Here is a 17,016-nt window from a genome sequence, read left to right as displayed (position 1 = left end):
GTTCAACGTGGTGCGCTGCCTGTTTCTTTGACAAAACCAAGCAGAAGCCGGCTGACTTCATCGGCTTGCTCCTGCTGCACCCAGTGGCCGGCGCCATCGATGAGATGCACGGCGCGCATGTCCGTGCACGCCGATGTCTGCATGGTCTCGATGGCGCCGGGGCGCTGATAGATACCCCAGTCCTGCAGACCGGAAATGAAGACGGACGGTACATCGATGGTGCGGCCGGAAAACAGTTCATAGTCGGCGTTGAACAGCCCTGTCGTGTTGCAGCGATACCATTGCAGGCCGCCCTGAAAACCCGTGCGGGCATATTCGGCGCTGTAGTATGCGAGTTCGCTGTCTGGCAACCATCTATTCACAGCAATGGCGTCGCGCGATGGCATTTCCTTCGCCACGGTTTCGGCCATCGTCTCGTTGAGATCCATGACGTAATAAGTCGGCAGTTTGGCGAGTTCACCGGCCGTCCAGCCCTGCAGCGGATAGGGCTTGTTGTCGGCCCAGTCTGCGCTCTTGTGATGATAATAAGCACGCAGGAAATCATGCACGCCCTGCGGCGCATGCTGCATGTGATCGTTGGCTTCGCGTGTCGCGTAGTACCATTGGTAGTGCTTTCGAGGACGCGGCAGGGCGGCGAGATCGCGATGGACGGGGTCTTCGGGCTTCGGCGTTGTCGGCCTGTCGGCCGTATCGAAAGGGATCGATGGCGGACCGGAGAATGGGGCGCTCATCAGCGCGACCGAGCGAAACACATCCGGTCGTGCGAGTGCACACCAGGCAGCGACGGAGCTGCCGAAATCGTGACCGACGACGGTATCGACATGGCGATAGCCGAGCGTTGCGACGAGGCCGAGTGCATCGCGGACGAGATTGAGCAGGTTGAACGGACGCAGGTCGCCGTCGTAATCGGCGCTCCAGCCGGTGGTGCGGCCATAGCCGCGCTGATCGGGCGCGATGACATGATAGCCGGCAGCGGCCAGTTGCGGCATCACCTTGCGCCAGCTGTAAGCGAGTTCGGGGAAGCCGTGCAGCAGCAGCACGCAGGGGCGGCCGGCGCTCTCATGGCCGGCTTCCAGCACATGCATCCGCAGTCCGTTGATGCCGTCGATGAAACGCGAGAGAATGCCGGGTGGCAGAATGTCGGAGCTGATGGGATCGAGAGCTGTCACGTTGCCTCCTGTGCTGCTCTTGCGCGGCAGCGTCATTGCCACTCCAGCGTAGTGCGGACGAAAAGACAACTACCTCGTGAAGCGGGCCACCAATTCGATATGCGGGGTGTGGCGGAATTGATCGACAGGTGTGACGTTGCCGAGCTTGTAGCCGCCATCGATCAGAATGCGCGCATCGCGGGCGAAGGTCTGCACGTTGCAGGAGACGGCGACGACCAGCGGCACCTTGCTGGCCGCGAGGCGCTCGGCCTGTGCCTGTGCGCCCGCGCGCGGCGGATCGAACACGACGGCGTCGATATCGCGTAGCTCCTGCGGGACGAGGGGGCGGCGGAACAGGTCGCGGGCCTCGGCCTTGATGGGCTTGAGCCCCTTCGTGTCTTTGATGGCCTGTTGCAGCGAAGCGATGGCTTTTGCATCGCTGTCCAGCGCATGCACCTTGGCTTTGGCGGCAAGCCGCAATGCGAAGGGGCCGATGCCGCAGAACAGGTCGAGGATCGTCTTGGCGCCCTTGCAGTGCTGCAGGACGAGTGCGGCGAGGGCGTCTTCGCCGGCTGCGGTGGCCTGCAGGAACGAGCCCGGTGGCAAGGCGACGCTTGCCGTGCCCATCGCGACCACCGGCGGTGCGCGCATCAGCACGAGTTCGCCATGCCGCGTTAGCCGGGCAAGTTTGTGCGCGGCCGAGAGGGCGGAGAGTTTTGAGATCAGTGCCGTGGAGATCGGTCCGCTTCCGCGGACGTCGATGTCGAGGCCGTTGTCGGCAGACGTGACCTGAATGTCGAGCGGCTTGTCCATGGGCTTCAAGAGCTCGGCAATGGCGCGCGCGGCATCGAGCGCGCCTGACAGCGCGGGATCGAGGATCGGGCAGGCATCGATAGCGACAATGGCGTGGCTTGCGGCTTCGGCGAAGCCGACCTGGGTCTCGCCGTCCTTGGTGCGCGCATGCAGCGTGACTCGGCGGCGGCCGGCGCCGTGGGCATCGACCAGCGCGTCGACGGGGCAATCGATATTCGCCTGGCTCAAAATGTCGATGACGATCTGGCGCTTCCAGGCCTGATAGGGCGTCGGTTGCCAGTGCTGGATGGCGCAGCCGCCGCAGCGGGTGAAATAGGTGCAGAACGGATCGATCCGATCCGGGCTTTGTTGTTCGATCCGTGTGAGGCGGCATTTGCCGTCGCGGCTTTCGGCCTCGACGACCTCGGCGGGGAGCGTGAACGGCACATAGGTTGGCGGACGATCGCTGCTGACGCCATCGCCGCGATGGCCGACATGATCGATGGTGATGCGCTCAGCCACGCCGCGCACCCATGAAAAATTCGATATTGCCATCGCCGCCCTTGATCGAGGACGGGAACACCTCGATGTCGGTGCAGCCGAGTTCTTTGGCGAATGTGGTGATGTCGTCGCAGATGGCCTGATGCACGTCGGCATGTTTGATGATGCCGCGCTTGGAGTGCTTCCGGTCGGCCTCGAATTGCGGCTTGATCAATGCCAGCAGGCTCATCGGTGCGGCCGCGAGGGAGAGGGCGACAGGGAGAACCGCTTTCAGCGAGATGAAGCTGACATCGATGACGACAACATCGGGCCGCGCGGGCAGGCGCTTGTTTTCGAAGTTGCGGATATCAGTCGCTTCCATCGACACGATTTTCGGATGGCCTTGCAGCGAATGATGCAACTGGCTGGTGCCGACGTCCATGGAAAACACCATGCTGGCGCCGTTGGCGAGCAGCACTTCAGTGAAGCCTCCGGTGGAGGCACCCACATCGAGGCAGACGTGATTCTCGATCTCGATCGGGTAATGCTCGAGTGCGCCGGCCAGCTTGACGCCGCCGCGCGACACCCAGGGATGCGCAGGCTCGGCTTCGATCGTGGCGTCGGGCAGCAACAGCTCGGAGACCTTGGCGACCTGTTTGCCATTGGCAATCACGAGACCGGCCTCGATGGCGGCCTGGGCGCGGGCGCGGCTCTCGAAGATGCCGCGTTCGACGAGGAGTGTATCGGCGCGCTTCTTCGCCGCCGCAGGTGCAGTCTGGGGTTTGGTCATGATCAGTAGGATGCAGCGAGTTTCAGGCAGGCTTCGAAACTGGTGAGGTCCTGCCACAGGTCGGATGGTGCCTCATGCGGAACGATCAGCGGCGAGCCGTAGAGATCGAGCGCGTGCATCATCATGAGATTGTCGGTGAGGCCGAAATTCTCGACGCTGAGGCCGTCTTTGTCGGTCAGGTGGCCATCGCTGTCGGTGATCTCGGTCAAGCGGCGGACGCGATCCACATAAGGTGCGGGATCATTGCTGTAGCCGAAACAGAGCTTGCCGTGGCCGGCCATGTATCCGAGTTCGAACACGGTGCCGGCATCGGCGCTGGGGCCGCGGAACGGGGTGAGATTGGCGATGACGATGTCGCAGCGATTCATCATCGCTTCGTTGCCATGGAATATCTGGCGTGAAGCATCGGTCGCGCTCACGTCCACATCGTTATCGAGCGGGAAGAAGCCGTGGGCGCCATAGCGCTTGCAGAGCGCAACCTTGCGCCGGCCGATCTCGGCGGCGTTAGGCAGGAAGACGTCGGGGCCAGCGAGATAGATGTTCATGAAGTCCCCGTCGTAATCGCGAAGCGGGCCGACTTTGACGCGTCAATTCAGACGAGAACGAGGCAATCCGGATTTCGAACTGCCTCGTTTTATCTTCCGCTTGTCGTCACCCGGCTTGACCGGGTGACCCAGTAAACGCGGGGAGTGCGGTGTGTACTGGATCGCCCGGTCGAGCCGGGCGATGACAGTGAGAGTGTGTCGCTTACGCGAGCTTGACGGTCTCGGCGGCAAAATCCTTGCCGAGGGTCTCGAACACCTTCTTGACGATGCCCTTCGAGTCCAGGCCGGCCTGGGCATACATCGCTGCCGGGGTGTCGTGGTCCTGGAACGTATCGGGCAGCACCAGGGAGCGCATGCGCAGGCCACCGTCGAGCATGCCGTGCTCGGCCAGGGCATTCATCACATGCGAGCCGAAGCCGCCGATGGAGCCTTCCTCGATGGTGAGCAGGATCTCGTGCTCGCGGGCGAGCTTGAGCAGCAATTCGATATCGAGCGGCTTCATGAAGCGCGCGTCGGCGATCGTTGCCTGGAGACCATGCGCTGCGAGTTCGTCAGCGGCCTTTTCGCATTCGGCGAGACGGGTGCCGAACGAGAACAGAGCGACCTGCTTGCCCTGGCGGATGATGCGGCCCTTGCCGACTTCGAGCGGGACGCCGACATCCGGCATCTCGACGCCGCGGCCTTCGCCGCGCGGGTAGCGCAGTGCGCTCGGGCGATCGTTGATGGCGACCTGGGTGGCGACCATGTGGACCAGTTCGGCTTCATCGGAAGCCGCCATGATCACCATATTCGGCAGACAGCCCAGATAGGCATTGTCGAACGAACCGGCATGGGTTGCGCCGTCGGCGCCGACGAGGCCGGCCCGGTCGATGGCGAAGCGCACGGGCAGGTTCTGGATTGCCACGTCATGGACGATCTGGTCATAGCCGCGCTGCAGGAAGGTCGAGTAGATCGCGCAGAACGGCTTGTAGCCTTCGGTGGCGAGGCCGGCGGCGAACGTCACCGCATGCTGCTCGGCAATACCAACGTCGAAGGTGCGCTTCGGGAAGGCCTTGTTGAAGATATCGACGCCGGTGCCCGACGGCATCGCCGCGGTGATGGCGACGATCTTCTCGTCCTTCTCGGCTTCCTTGACGAGGCTCTGGCCGAACACGTTCTGATAGGCCGGGGCGTTCGGCTTGGACTTCGACTGTGTACCGGTCGCGACGTCGAATTTCACGACCGCATGATACTTGTCGGCGGCAGCTTCGGCCGGGCCGTAGCCCTTGCCCTTCTGCGTGACGACGTGGACTAGGATCGGGCCGGTCTCCATGTCGCGCACGTTCTGCAGCACGGGCAGCAGGTGATCGAGGTTGTGACCATCGATCGGGCCCACATAATAGAAGCCGAGTTCTTCGAACAGCGTGCCGCCATTGACCATGAAGCCGCGCGAATATTCTTCGACGCGTTCGGCACGATCGGCGATCAGTTTTGGCAGATGCTTGCCCAACTGTTTCGCCGCATCGCGCAGGCCGCGATAGGTCTTGCCCGAATACATGCGCGACAGATAGGCCGACATGGCGCCGACCGGCGGCGCGATCGACATGTCATTGTCGTTGAGGATCACGATCAGGCGTGAATTCATCGCGCCGGCATTGTTCATGGCTTCATAGGCCATGCCCGCCGACATCGAACCGTCACCGATGACTGCGATGACATTGTTCTTGCCGCCCGACAGATCGCGCGCCACGGCCATGCCGAGACCAGCGGAAATCGAGGTGGAGGAGTGCGCGGCGCCGAACGGATCGTATTCGCTCTCGCTGCGCTTGGTGAAGCCCGACAGGCCACCGGCGGTGCGCAAGGTGCGGATGCGGTCACGGCGACCGGTGAGGATCTTGTGCGGATAGGCCTGATGCCCGACGTCCCAGATGATGCGGTCGCGCGGCGTATCGAACACGTAATGAAGCGCGGTGGTCAGCTCGACCACGCCGAGGCCGGCGCCGAAATGGCCGCCGGTGACGGACACCGTGTCGATGGTCTCCTGACGCAGTTCGTCGGCGACCTGGCGCACCTTCTCGACCTTCAGCTTGCGCAGATCTTCCGGGGTCCGGATGGTATCGAGCAGCGGGGTCTTACTAAAATTGGTCACGGCACTATTCCAATTTGACATGTCCGGGATTGCGGTAGTGTCCAGTTCGTCGCGCGAAGGCGGCAGACGGTTCGGACCAATCGCATTCCCCGGAACCGGGAAGCTTGTTTCGAGGCCTTATAATGGGCTTCGATTTTTCGTCGTGGTATCTAGCATGCTTGAAAACTTCGTCATCCGAACATTTTCGTCAGATGGTTGAAGCGCTTATCACCGTTAACGACCGGCCCAGCGCCTGGTTGCCTACGGATGAACCTTGTCCCTTTACACCAAAGCCACCGCCAAAGCCAACCATGGTGGTTAGGCCGGGTTCCCGCCCGCACATTCGCGCGGGACATTCAGCCGATGCGGCGGACCGCCGGCGACGCACCGCCTGAGGCGCCGGAAACCGCGCTTCTTTGACCCAAATCAAGCTTCTTCCATGCATTTTCGCGGGTTGCGAGGTCGCCATCGACCAGTGCGAGGGTTGTAGCCGGCTGCGCCATCCGCTCGCGCAATGGAACCGGGCCGCAGACGATCATGAAAAAATCGTAGGCATGCGGCCGCTCATTGGCCATCACGAACTGGAAGTGGACCCGGAAAAATTTCCAGCGGAAGCTGTTGTAGTGCTCGGGACGCACGATCTCGCGGAATCGCACCGGTATGATGGTCGGGTTCCGCTTCGCGCTGCCGACATCGATGCCATGGCCGGCGACCGGATCGAACGGATAGAAATTCATCACGTCCTTGCGGGACTGGCAGTCGATCCAGTCGATCGACGGCTCGGTGGCCAGCAGGCGTAGATTGTCGCGGAAGTCCTGCGCGCCTTTGTGGAAGCCGACGATCGGCATATTGCCGCCAAGGGTCAGCAAGACCACGCGGGGTCCGCGGCGCCCGAGATCGGGATCGAGCTTCAGGGCGCGGGCAAGGATTTCCGAGCCGAGGAACGAGCCCGAGCTGTGGCCGACCAGCACGATCTCCTGCGCGTCGGAGTTTTGCGCCACCTTCACCAGATGCTGCGCGAAGCGATCGATGCGGGCGTCCCATTCGGGCCGGTTTCCGTGGGCGAATTGCCAGGTGAAGATGGTGTCGGCCATCAAATAGAGCAGGTAGGTCCGCTCTTCCGTGTATTTCATCAGTGAGCCAAGCACGGCGATGAACACGGCGGCTGCGGCGCAGCCGACCAGAAGGCCGTGCACGCCAAGCCCCTTCAGCCCCCACGCCACCAGCCAGGCCGCTGCGGCCGACCAGATCGCTTCGTTGAGGAGCACGAAATGCGGCCAGCTGATGAAGGTGGCAAAGCGCCAATGGGCGCGCCAGAAGCGTCCCATGGTGCCGGAAAACACCAGCCCCCAATAGATCAGCATGCCGTGGATGGCGGTGCGCCAGATCGGGGCGGCGAGATCGCGCTGGATCAGGTCTTCCCAGCGCAGGAAATCGTAATCGGTTTTGGTCTGCCAGCCGTCGCCGGTGGTTTCGATGGTCCAGCCGGCGGATTCGTGGGCGAATTCACCGGGGGCATGTTCCTTCGGGCGGCCGACCGTGGTGGTCAGGCAGTAAAGGCGCCCGAACTTGCGAAGCTCGGTGCGGAACATACGGTAGTACTGCGCGAGGCCCCGTGGGTCGTATCCCTGCACATAGATGACATGACGGTGCTGGACGCGCACGCTGGTTCCCCGAACTGACAGCGGACTATAACAGGCCGCGCCGAGCGCCAAGCGCTAAAATCGACGCGCATACGCCGGTTATGGGTTGTGCCGTCGGGACAATGCGCCCGATTACTGGACGTCCAGCGGTTCTGTGCCGACGGGCTGACCGTTCGAATCCGTGGTGATCTTGTCGACGCGCGCTTCCGCCTGCCGCAGCAATTCGTCGCAACGGCGCTTGAGAGCCTCGCCACGTTCATAGATCGCGACCGATTCCTCGAGCGGCACCTTGCCCTCTTCGAGACGACGCACGATCGATTCCAGTTCTTCGATCGCGGTCTCGAAAGTCAGCTTCTTGACGTCAGCGTGGGTGTTCTCGGCCATTCGCTCTTCCGTGTGCGTTTGGGACGCATGATTCTATAGGGATGTTTGCGGGCGCAATGTGGCGGCCCGATTGCATTGCACGCAAGGTTAGACCGGTGCTTGCTTGCCCATCAGTTCGGTCACATGCGCCGCGACAGATTCCTGCAGGCCCTGCAGATCGTAGCCTCCCTCGAGCACTGACACAACGCGGCCGCCCGCGGTCTGATCGGCAAGGTCGAGCAGTTTTCGCGTCACCCAGCCGAAATCGGCGGCGTCGAGTTCGAGCGACGCCAGCGGGTCGCGGCGATGCGCGTCGAAGCCGGCTGAGATGATGATCAGCTCCGGCGAGAATTTCTGCAGCTGCGGCAAAATGAGATTATCGAAGGCCGCACGGAATTTTGCGCCGCCATCGCCATCGCGCAGCGGCGCATTGACGATATTGTCGTGCTCGCCACGCTCCTGCGTGGCCCCGGTGCCGGGAAACAGCGGCATCTGATGGGTCGAGCAATACATGACCGTCTTGTCGCCCCAGAAGATCTCCTGCGTGCCATTGCCGTGATGCACGTCGAAATCGACCACGGCGGTGCGGCCGATGCCATAGGTGCGCTGGGCATAGCGCGCGGCAATGGCAGCCTGATCGAAGAAGCAGAAGCCCATCGCCTTGTTGCTCTCGGCGTGATGACCGGGCGGACGCGTGGCGACGAAGGCGTTGGTGTGTTCGCCCTTCATGACCGCGTCGGTGGCTGCGATGGCACCGCCGACACCGCGCATCACGGCCTCCCATGTGCCGGGCGACAGCGACGTGTCGCCGTCGATATAAACGAGGCCGCTGGCGGGCGCGACGTGCCTGAGCTCGTCGATATAGTGACTGTCGTGGCACAGGCTGACGTGATCGAGGCTGCCCTCCGGCGCATCGGCGCGCACCAGCGCGTCAAAGCGTGGGTCGCCAAGCGCCTGCGCCACGGCGCGCATCCGATCCGGCCGCTCGGGGTGGCCGGGCGGCGTCAGGTGATCGAATGAGGCCTTGTGGGAGAGCAGCAGTGTGGTCATGCAAATGATCCCGGCGCGGGAGATGTCTGTTGCGACAACCTAACGCGTCGGGGAGGGTTCCGATAGGTCTCTCAACCTATCTCGCACGCCTTGCGATGAGATGACCTAATCCGCCGGCAATTCATTGATCTTGCCGACCCAGACGCGGACATCGGCGAGAACCTGCGGCAGCACAGCCCGCACCTGCTGCACGGTCATGCCCGCCTTGATGCGGGGATCGTACAGGATGTTGAGCAGATACTGATCGTAAATGTCGAAGAAGCCCATCGAGACATTGTCGTTGAACATGGTCCACGGCACGGAATTGGTGTCGTTGATGGGGCCGAGCGACTGCAGCATCTCTTCATAGGCGCAGTCGTAGAAGGTGAAATCGCCGTTGTCCGTGGTCAGGATCACGTCGGAGCGTTCGATCTCGAACTGATCGTTCTTGCGGAAGCCGGACAGGCATTGCGGATCGAGCGAGGTGCGGATTTCGTTGGCGCGGTCCTCGCCATAGAACGAAGCTAGGGTGGGGTAAAGGTCCCGGTCGCGCACCAGCTTGACCGTGACATTGGCTTCGTTGCCGTTCTCGACCATCGCGATGTTGAGATGCTGCACGCGTCGGCCGATATCGGCGACCACTTTGCCGATCTGCTTCTTGCGCGTTGCCGAGCCGCCATCGGTGAAGACCCTCACCGGTATCTCATATTTGCGGATGCGATCGACGCGTCCGGCGAGATGATATTCGGCGCCAAAGGCAGTCTTCAGAAAGCCGTCGATGATCTGGCTGTCGGTGAAGCTTTTCTTCTGGTGCTTCTGATGCGCGGCGATGATCGCAGGCTCGCTGGCGCCAGCAGGGATTGATACGAGCAGAGTGCCGGCCGCGATCAGGACGAGGCCAAGACGCTTGCCCGAATATGGAATTGGGGAGTGCATTTTGCGCAAGTTCGCGCACAAGGCGCAGCAGCGCAAGGGCTCTTTGGTCGCGCCCACGCAGAAGTGACGCAGGGAGTCGAAGGTCTCGCATGCGGCGAGACCTTCGGGGATCCGATCAGTTCTTGACGATGACCGTCGCGCCGACGGCGACGCGGTTGTACAGGTCGGTAACGTCTTCATTGGTCATGCGGAAGCAGCCCGACGAGACGGCCTGGCCGATGGTCTCCGGCTCGTTAGAGCCGTGGATGCGGTAAAGCGTCGAACCGAGATAGATGGCGCGGGCGCCGAGCGGATTGTCTGGGCCGCCTTCCATGTGGCGCGGCAGGTCTGGCCGGCGGCGCAGCATCTGGGCCGGTGGGGTCCAGCTCGGCCATTCCTTCTTGGCGGTGACGCGGTGCACGCCGCCCCAGCGGAAACCGTCACGGCCGACGCCGATGCCGTATCGCAGTGCACTGCCGCCCGGCTGGACCAGATAGAGCCGGCGTTCGGCGGTGTTCACCACGATGGTGCCGGGGGCGTAATTGCTCTGGAAGCCAACGGTCTGGCGCGGAATTGGGCTCGCCCCATTGCCGCCGCCATTGCCGAAATTGGAGAAGAAGTTGGACAGCGAGGGGCCGTCATCAACGACGAAATCGGGCTGCGCCGGCTGATTGCGGACGCGGGCCTCAGCGGGCATGGCAACCGCGATCAGGGCGGCTGCGACGGACAGGGCGGCAACGATGCGCTTCATGGACTCCTCGCCAGATGGAATGAGCCGCAGACTGGCCACAATTCAAGCTGCTCCGCAACCCATAGCCTCTTAAGAAACGCGGCTTGTCGAGAACCGCTCGAAGTGCAGGGAGACGGCGGCGCAATCGCCTGACGGCGTTGGCCGCTTGCCACGCATGTCTTGCGACGAAGCGTTGCGCCTGCCCCCTTTGACGCGCTCCCCGAACAATGATTGATCAACTCCGCGATTTCGCAGAAAAAACTTGGAGCTGGATAATGAACGGTGCGGAGAGCCTGGTACGGACACTGGTGGCAGGCGGCGTGGACGTCTGCTTTGCCAATCCGGGAACGTCGGAAATGCATTTCGTTGCGGCGCTCGACCGTGTCGAAGGCATGCGCTGCGTGCTCGGCCTGTTCGAAGGCATCGTGACCGGTGCGGCGGATGGCTATTACCGCATGAAGGGCACCCCAGCCTCGACCCTGCTGCATCTCGGCCCCGGCCTCGCCAACGGCCTCGCCAATCTGCACAATGCCAAGAAGGCCAATTCGGGCATCGTCAACATTGTCGGCCAGCATGCCGTCTATCACATCGAGCACAATGCGCCGCTGACCTCGGACATCGAGGGGCTGGCCCGTCCGATGTCGCAGTGGGTGCGTACCTCGCCGAGCGCCAAGACCGTGGCCGCCGACGGCGCTGCCGCCATCGCCGCCGCCAGCGGTGCGCAGGCGCAGATCGCCACCCTGATCCTGCCGGCCGACACGGCCTGGAACGAAGCCGATGGCATTGCTCAGGTGCCGGCGCCGGAGCAGCGCGCCAACTTCCATGCCCCGGCTGTCGATGTCGCCGCCAAGCTTGCCAAGGAAGGCGAGACCACGCTGCTGCTGCTGACCGGCTCGGCGCTGACCGAGCAGGGCTTGGCACTTGCCGAGCAGATCGCCGGCAAGACGGGCTGCAAGGTGATCAGCCAGACCTACAATCCGCGCATGGCCCGTGGCCAGGGCCGCTTCTTCGTCGAGCGCGTGCCCTACGTGGTCGACTCGGCACTTCCGGTGCTGAAGAACTTCAAGAACATCGTCCTGATCGAAGCCAACGATCCGGTGGCCTTTTTCGCCTATCCGAACAAGCCGAGCGTGCTGAAGCCGGAAGGCTGCAATGTGCACCGCATGACCGCCAATGGCGAGAATTCGGTGGCGGCGCTCGAAGCGCTGGCCAGCGCCGTCGGCGCCAAGCCGTCGGACGTCAAGCCGCAGAAGCATGCCGAACTGGTCAAGCCGACCGGCGCGCTGAACCACGCGTCGATCGCTGCTGCCATCGCACTCGGTATTCCCGAGAACGGCATCGTCATCGACGAGTCGATCACCACCGGCCGCGGCTTCTTCGCCCCGACCGCTGCGGCCAAGCCGCATGACTGGCTGCAGAACATGGGCGGCTCGATCGGCTTCTCGACCCCGGTCGCGACCGGCGCTGCCGTGGCCTGCCCGGATCGCAAGGTGATCTGCATGGTCGGCGACGGCTCGGCCATGTATACGCCGCAGTCGCTGTGGACCCAGGCCCGCGAAAATCTTGACGTCACCACCGTCGTGTTCGCCAACCGCAACTATCAGATCCTGAAGGGCGAGTTCGACAATGTCGGCGCCGGCGCCATGGGCAGCCGCGCCCTCGACATGCTGACGCTCGATCGTCCGAATCTGGATTGGGTTTCTATGGCCAAGGGCATGGGTGTTCCCGGCGTTGCGGTGACCACCGCCGAGGAATTCAGCAAGGCGCTCGACAATGCCAATGCCTCGCAGGGTCCGAAGCTGATCGAAGTGATCATGTAAGCTTCGCGATCCCGCAGCAAACAAACGAAAGGCTCCGGAGCGATCCGGAGCCTTTCCATTTTACAATTTTAGCAGGACGCGATTGCGTTCTTAGTTGCCGCCGCCGGCGCCACCAGCACCGCCGCCTGCGCCACCGCCGCCACCCGAGGTGCGGCCTTCAGCGGAATTGTTGCCGCCCATCCCGGTCGTGCCGGTTGCTGCATTGGAGCCGCCCATCGAGTTCGAGCTATTACCTGCCTGCGAACCGGTGGCACTCGGCGCCATCTTGCTGCCGCTCCGCTCCGGCACGTCCACGGCGGTGCCGCGGCTATTGGTACCTGGCTGTGTCACGCCGGTACCGGTGGAGTTCATCTGCGGAGCGTTTGGATTTGCGCCGCTCTGAGCGAAGGCTGCGGGCGCTGTCATCAGCATGGCGGCAGTCGCTGCGATCATCATCTTCTTCATAAGATCAGTCCTCTGTTCGGTTTCTTCCCCTGCCTCGCCAACTGCGCCCTTCACGACACGTTCCGACATTTCGGGACTTCGCATCGGTCTGTTTGTCGCAGCGCGATAGCTGGACCGCGGAACTGGTGGCGAGAGGCCATGTAGCCGTCTCCGCCATAATTCGAACTCTGGTCGCATGCGAAGTGAGGTGCGACCGCGGGCTGAAATCCGGCCGCGAAAGGAAAACTCACCGACGTGACCAGTGCTATCGAGGCGATCGTTGCCGCCTATGTTCAGACCAACCAGCTCGATGCCCTGCTCGATCTTCGCGCGCATCGCGAGCAGCTTGCCGCTTCGATCCGCGATCGCTCCGATTTCAACTTCGGCGTTCTGCTTGGGCAGCTCGAAGAGGACATCGATGCGATCATGACCGGTATTCGTCGCCTCCGCGCGACGGCCGATGCGCAGGCGGAAGACAAGTCTTAGGCAGCGTCTGAGGCAGTCAGCTCAAATTCGAGCAATTCCACTGGGGCATGGCGGCAATTGCCAGCATCATTGCTGGCGATGATGCTGCGGCGCGAAATTTGCAAGTTCCTCCCCACTGGCCAGGGCGCACAACCGCGACGCTTTCCCTGGCGCCAATGCAAGGGAAGCGGGAATGAACAGACGTGAATTCGGGAAACTTCTTGGTCTGAGCGCCACGGCCCTGTCCGGTATTCCACTCGGGATTACCCGCGCTGTCGGCCAGACCAAGGGCGGCACGCTCAATACGATCATCCAGCCCGAACCGCCTATTCTCGTCACCGCAATCAACCAGCAGCAGCCGACACTCACGGTCGGCGGAAAACTCTATGAGAGCCTGCTGCGCTACGACTTCGACCTCAAGCCGCTTCCCGGCCTCGCCAAGTCCTGGGATGTCTCGCCCGACGGGCTCGTCTATACGTTCAAGCTGTTTCCGGGCATCACCTTCCACGACGGCAAACCGCTGACCGCGGACGATGTCATCTTCACCATGACCAAGGTGCTGATGGAGACCCATGCGCGCGGCCGCGTCACCTTTGCGCGGATTGCGAAGGCCGAGGCTCCGGACCCGCTCACCGTCGTCTTCACGCTGAAATCGCCTTTCGCGCCTTTCCTCACTTCGCTCGATTGCACCACGGCGCCGATCCTCCCCAAGCACATTTATGAGGGGACCGACTATCGCAAGAACCCGGCCAACGCGCAGGCGATCGGCTGTGGCCCGTTCAAGCTGAAGGAGTGGGTCAAGGGATCGCATATCCACTTCGTCCGGCACGAGGGGTATCACCGCCCCGGCGAGCCCTATCTGGATGAGATCATCTATCGCGCGATACCCGACGGCGCGTCGCGCGCCGTGGCGGTGGAGCAGGGCAAGGTGCAGCTGACGCAATGGGGCGACATCGAATTCTTCGAGGTGGCGCGGCTGTCCAAGCTGCCGAACTATCAGATGTCCACCAAGGGCTACGAATTCTTCGCGCCGCATCAATGGATCGAGCTCAACAACCGCATCAAGCCGATGGACGACAAGCGCTTTCGTCAGGCCATCGCCCATGCCATCGACCGCAAGGGGATGCTGCAGCGGATCTATTTCGGGCTTGGCAAGCTGGCGACCGGTCCGATCTCGTCGAAGACGCGGTTCTACGACAAGAACGTCAAGACCTATGACTATTCGATCGACAAGGCGAAGGCGCTGCTCGACGAGATGGGGCTGAAGCCGGGCCCGGACGGCAAGCGCGTGTCGCTCCGCTATCTGATCTCGCCGGTCAGCGAGGCGAATACGCGCGCCGCCGAATTCATTCGCCAGTCGCTCGGCCGCGTCGGTATCGATGTGCAATTGCAGACCACGGACATTGCCGGCTGGGCCCAGAAGTTCGCCGAGTGGGACTACGATATGACCGCCAACCTGGTCTATCAGTTCGGCGACCCCGCGCTCGGCGTGGCGCGCACCTACATCTCGTCCAACATCAAGAAGGGCATCCTGTTCTCGAACACCGCCGGCTACTCCAATCCGGAGGTGGACCGCCTGTTCGAGGAAGCGGCGGTCGCGACGTCCGATGACAAGCGGCAGGAGCTTTACAGTCAGGTGCAAAAGATTCTGGTCGAGGACGTGCCGGTGGTCTGGACCTTTGAACAAGACTATCCGAACTTCATCGACAAGCGCCTGAAGAACGTATTGTCGACAGCCATCGGCGTGCACGAGACTTTCGGGGCCGTGCATTTCGGCTGAGCCGCCAAGCATCGAGAATGTCACTGTTGCGCAGCGATCGCGGTGCAGCATCTCAATTTACTGACTGTCTATCACTTTCGAGTATTGAATAGGGGATATAGATGAACCGACGTGAATTCGCGAAACTTCTCGGCCTCAGCGCCACCGCCCTTTCGGGCATTCCGCTCGGCGTCACCCGTGCCGTCGGGCAGACCAAGGGCGGCACGCTCAACACCATCATCCAGCCCGAGCCGCCGATCCTCGTCACTGCGCTTAACCAGCAGCAGCCGACACTGACACTCGGCGGCAAGATCTATGAGAGCCTGCTGCGCTACGGCGCCGATCTCAAGCCGATGCCTGGTCTTGCGCAATCCTGGGAAATGTCGCCGGATGGTCTCACCTACACCTTCAAACTGTTTCCCGGCATCACCTTCCATGACGGCAAGCCACTGACATCGGAAGACGTGGTGTTCTCGGTGACCAAGGTGCTCACCGAGACCCATGCGCGTGCGCGCGGCACGTTCATGCGTATCGAAAAGGCGGAAGCGCCGGACCCGTTGACGGTGATCTTCAAGCTGAAGACGCCGTTCGCACCTTTTCTTGGCTCATTCGACTGCACCACGGCGCCGATCGTGCCGAAGCATATTTATGAAGGGACCGATTTCCGCAAGAACCCCGCCAATGCGCAGGCCATCGGTTGCGGTCCGTTCAAGCTCAAGGAGTGGGTGAAGGGATCGCATGTCCATCTCGTCAAGCATGAAGGCTATTACCGCAAGGGTGAGCCTCATCTCGACGAGATCATCTATCGCGTGATTCCGGACGGCGCGTCGCGTGCCGTCGCGCTCGAACAGGGCAAGGTGCAGCTGACGCAATGGACCGACGTCGAACTCTTCGATGTGGCGCGGTTGTCGAAGCTGCCCAATCTGGAGATGACGACGAAGGGCTACGAATTCTTCGCGCCGCATTTCTGGCTGGAGTTCAATCTGCGCGTGAAGCCGATGGACGACAAGCGCTTCCGCCAGGCGGTGATGTTTGCCATCGACCGCAAGGCGATGCTGCAGCGTGTGTTCTTCGGCCTCGGCAAGGTGGCCACCGGACCTGTGTCGTCGAAGACGCGGTTCTACGAGAAGGACGTCAAGCAGTACGACTACTCGCTCGACAAGGCGAAGGCGCTGCTTGACGAAATGGGGCTCAAGCCCGGTGCGGATGGCAAGCGTGTCACGCTGAAATATCTGGTGCCGCCCTATGGCGAGTTGTGGACACGCTGCGCCGAATATTTCAAGCAGTCGCTCGGTCGTGTCGGCATCGACTTGCAACTCGAAAATCACGACATGGCCGGTTGGGCAGAGCGTGTCAGCAACTGGAATTACGAGATGACGAGCAATCTGCTCTATCAGCTCGGCGATCCCGCTCTGGGTGTGGCGCGCAGCTATGTGTCGTCGAACATCCGAAAAGGTATCTTGTTCTCAAATGTCGCGGGCTATTCCAATCCTGAGGTAGACAGGCTATTCGAGGAAGCCGCCGTTGCGACATCCGACGCCAAACGTCAGGAACTCTACACGGCTGTGCAAAAAATCGTCGTAGAAGAAGTCCCGATCGCATGGATGGTCGAGCAAGACTTCCCGAACTTCATCGACAAGCGGTTGAAGAATGTCATCACCTCCGGCATCGGCGTGCATGAGACATTCGGAGCCGTCACACTCGGTTGAAATTGAAAGTCAGCATAGGGCGGCGATCGCCGGGCGTGCCAGATCTGATGGTACGCATCTGGCGATCGCTGTTGTGAAAAGGAAAGACTATGAATAGGCGTGAATTCGCGAAGATGATGGGCGTGAGTGCGGTGGCTCTTTCGGGCATTCCGTTGGGCATAACGCGCGCTGCCGGCCAGACCAAGGGCGGTACGCTCAACACCATCATCCAGCCGGAACCGCCGATTCTCGTCACCGCGTTGAACCAGCAGCAGCCGACGCTGACGCTGGGCGGCAAGATCTATGAGAGCCTCCTGCG

Annotated in this window: 15 protein-coding genes and 1 pseudogene; 5 read left to right on the top strand and 11 right to left on the bottom strand. The window is 62.1% G+C overall.

Annotated features, from left to right (window positions below):
- Positions 1 to 2 precede the first annotated feature (2 nt).
- From ACIQ2A_RS13845 to ACIQ2A_RS13800, 10 genes are all read right to left on the bottom strand, one after another.
- Positions 3 to 1,169: an alpha/beta hydrolase gene (locus ACIQ2A_RS13845; RefSeq protein ID WP_398480016.1), complete on the bottom strand. Its 1,167-nt coding sequence runs from the start codon at positions 1,167 to 1,169 to the stop codon at positions 3 to 5.
- Between the two features lie 69 nt (positions 1,170 to 1,238).
- Positions 1,239 to 2,462, bottom strand: a complete 1,224-nt coding sequence (locus ACIQ2A_RS13840) for a class I SAM-dependent RNA methyltransferase (protein ID WP_398480014.1) — start codon at positions 2,460 to 2,462, stop codon at positions 1,239 to 1,241.
- The gene (locus tag ACIQ2A_RS13835; RefSeq protein ID WP_398480013.1) at positions 2,455 to 3,210 is read right to left on the bottom strand and encodes a TlyA family RNA methyltransferase; all 756 of its coding nucleotides are present in this window, start codon (positions 3,208 to 3,210) and stop codon (positions 2,455 to 2,457) included. Before ACIQ2A_RS13835 ends, ACIQ2A_RS13840 begins: the two co-directional genes overlap by 8 nt.
- A gap of 2 nt (positions 3,211 to 3,212) precedes the next feature.
- The gene (locus ACIQ2A_RS13830) at positions 3,213 to 3,755 is read right to left on the bottom strand and encodes a nucleoside 2-deoxyribosyltransferase (protein ID WP_398480011.1); all 543 of its coding nucleotides are present in this window, start codon (positions 3,753 to 3,755) and stop codon (positions 3,213 to 3,215) included.
- 202 nt (positions 3,756 to 3,957) lie between these two features.
- Positions 3,958 to 5,904: a 1-deoxy-D-xylulose-5-phosphate synthase gene (gene dxs, locus ACIQ2A_RS13825; RefSeq protein ID WP_398480009.1), complete on the bottom strand. Its 1,947-nt coding sequence runs from the start codon at positions 5,902 to 5,904 to the stop codon at positions 3,958 to 3,960.
- 314 nt (positions 5,905 to 6,218) lie between these two features.
- Complete coding sequence (locus ACIQ2A_RS13820; RefSeq protein ID WP_398480007.1) at positions 6,219 to 7,526, bottom strand: hypothetical protein; 1,308 nt, start codon at positions 7,524 to 7,526, stop codon at positions 6,219 to 6,221.
- A 111-nt stretch (positions 7,527 to 7,637) separates the two neighbouring features.
- Positions 7,638 to 7,889: an exodeoxyribonuclease VII small subunit gene (locus ACIQ2A_RS13815; protein WP_398480005.1), complete on the bottom strand. Its 252-nt coding sequence runs from the start codon at positions 7,887 to 7,889 to the stop codon at positions 7,638 to 7,640.
- A gap of 87 nt (positions 7,890 to 7,976) precedes the next feature.
- Positions 7,977 to 8,918 carry a histone deacetylase family protein gene (locus ACIQ2A_RS13810; protein WP_398480003.1) on the bottom strand — a complete coding sequence of 314 codons (942 nt, stop codon included), beginning with the start codon at positions 8,916 to 8,918 and terminating at the stop codon, positions 7,977 to 7,979.
- Positions 8,919 to 9,023: 105 nt separating this feature from the next.
- Positions 9,024 to 9,833, bottom strand: a complete 810-nt coding sequence (locus ACIQ2A_RS13805; protein WP_398480001.1) for a DUF2927 domain-containing protein — start codon at positions 9,831 to 9,833, stop codon at positions 9,024 to 9,026.
- 115 nt (positions 9,834 to 9,948) lie between these two features.
- Positions 9,949 to 10,563 (bottom strand): L,D-transpeptidase, encoded by a 615-nt coding sequence (locus ACIQ2A_RS13800; RefSeq protein ID WP_398479999.1) that lies wholly within the window; start codon positions 10,561 to 10,563, stop codon positions 9,949 to 9,951.
- A gap of 254 nt (positions 10,564 to 10,817) precedes the next feature.
- Between ACIQ2A_RS13800 and ACIQ2A_RS13795 the strand changes: the two genes are divergently transcribed.
- Positions 10,818 to 12,362, top strand: coding sequence for an acetolactate synthase large subunit (locus tag ACIQ2A_RS13795; RefSeq protein ID WP_398479997.1), 1,545 nt, complete (start codon positions 10,818 to 10,820; stop codon positions 12,360 to 12,362).
- Positions 12,363 to 12,452: 90 nt separating this feature from the next.
- On the opposite strand, the gene ACIQ2A_RS13790 is transcribed toward ACIQ2A_RS13795, so the two are convergent.
- Positions 12,453 to 12,806 (bottom strand): hypothetical protein, encoded by a 354-nt coding sequence (locus ACIQ2A_RS13790; RefSeq protein ID WP_398479995.1) that lies wholly within the window; start codon positions 12,804 to 12,806, stop codon positions 12,453 to 12,455.
- Between the two features lie 234 nt (positions 12,807 to 13,040).
- Between ACIQ2A_RS13790 and ACIQ2A_RS13785 the strand changes: the two genes are divergently transcribed.
- The 4 genes and pseudogenes from ACIQ2A_RS13785 to ACIQ2A_RS13770 all read left to right on the top strand — a co-directional run.
- Positions 13,041 to 13,271 (top strand): hypothetical protein, encoded by a 231-nt coding sequence (locus tag ACIQ2A_RS13785; RefSeq protein WP_398479993.1) that lies wholly within the window; start codon positions 13,041 to 13,043, stop codon positions 13,269 to 13,271.
- A gap of 172 nt (positions 13,272 to 13,443) precedes the next feature.
- Positions 13,444 to 15,030: an ABC transporter substrate-binding protein gene (locus ACIQ2A_RS13780; protein WP_398479991.1), complete on the top strand. Its 1,587-nt coding sequence runs from the start codon at positions 13,444 to 13,446 to the stop codon at positions 15,028 to 15,030.
- A 101-nt stretch (positions 15,031 to 15,131) separates the two neighbouring features.
- On the top strand, positions 15,132 to 16,718 hold the full coding sequence (locus tag ACIQ2A_RS13775) for an ABC transporter substrate-binding protein (protein WP_398479989.1): 1,587 nt from the start codon (positions 15,132 to 15,134) through the stop codon (positions 16,716 to 16,718).
- 89 nt (positions 16,719 to 16,807) lie between these two features.
- A pseudogene (locus ACIQ2A_RS13770) lies at positions 16,808 to 17,016 on the top strand (ABC transporter substrate-binding protein); the annotation flags it as partial.

Source organism: Tardiphaga sp. (genome assembly GCF_044336785.1).
GTDB lineage: Bacteria > Pseudomonadota > Alphaproteobacteria > Rhizobiales > Xanthobacteraceae > Tardiphaga.
This window is presented reverse-complemented; position numbering and strand designations above follow the sequence as displayed.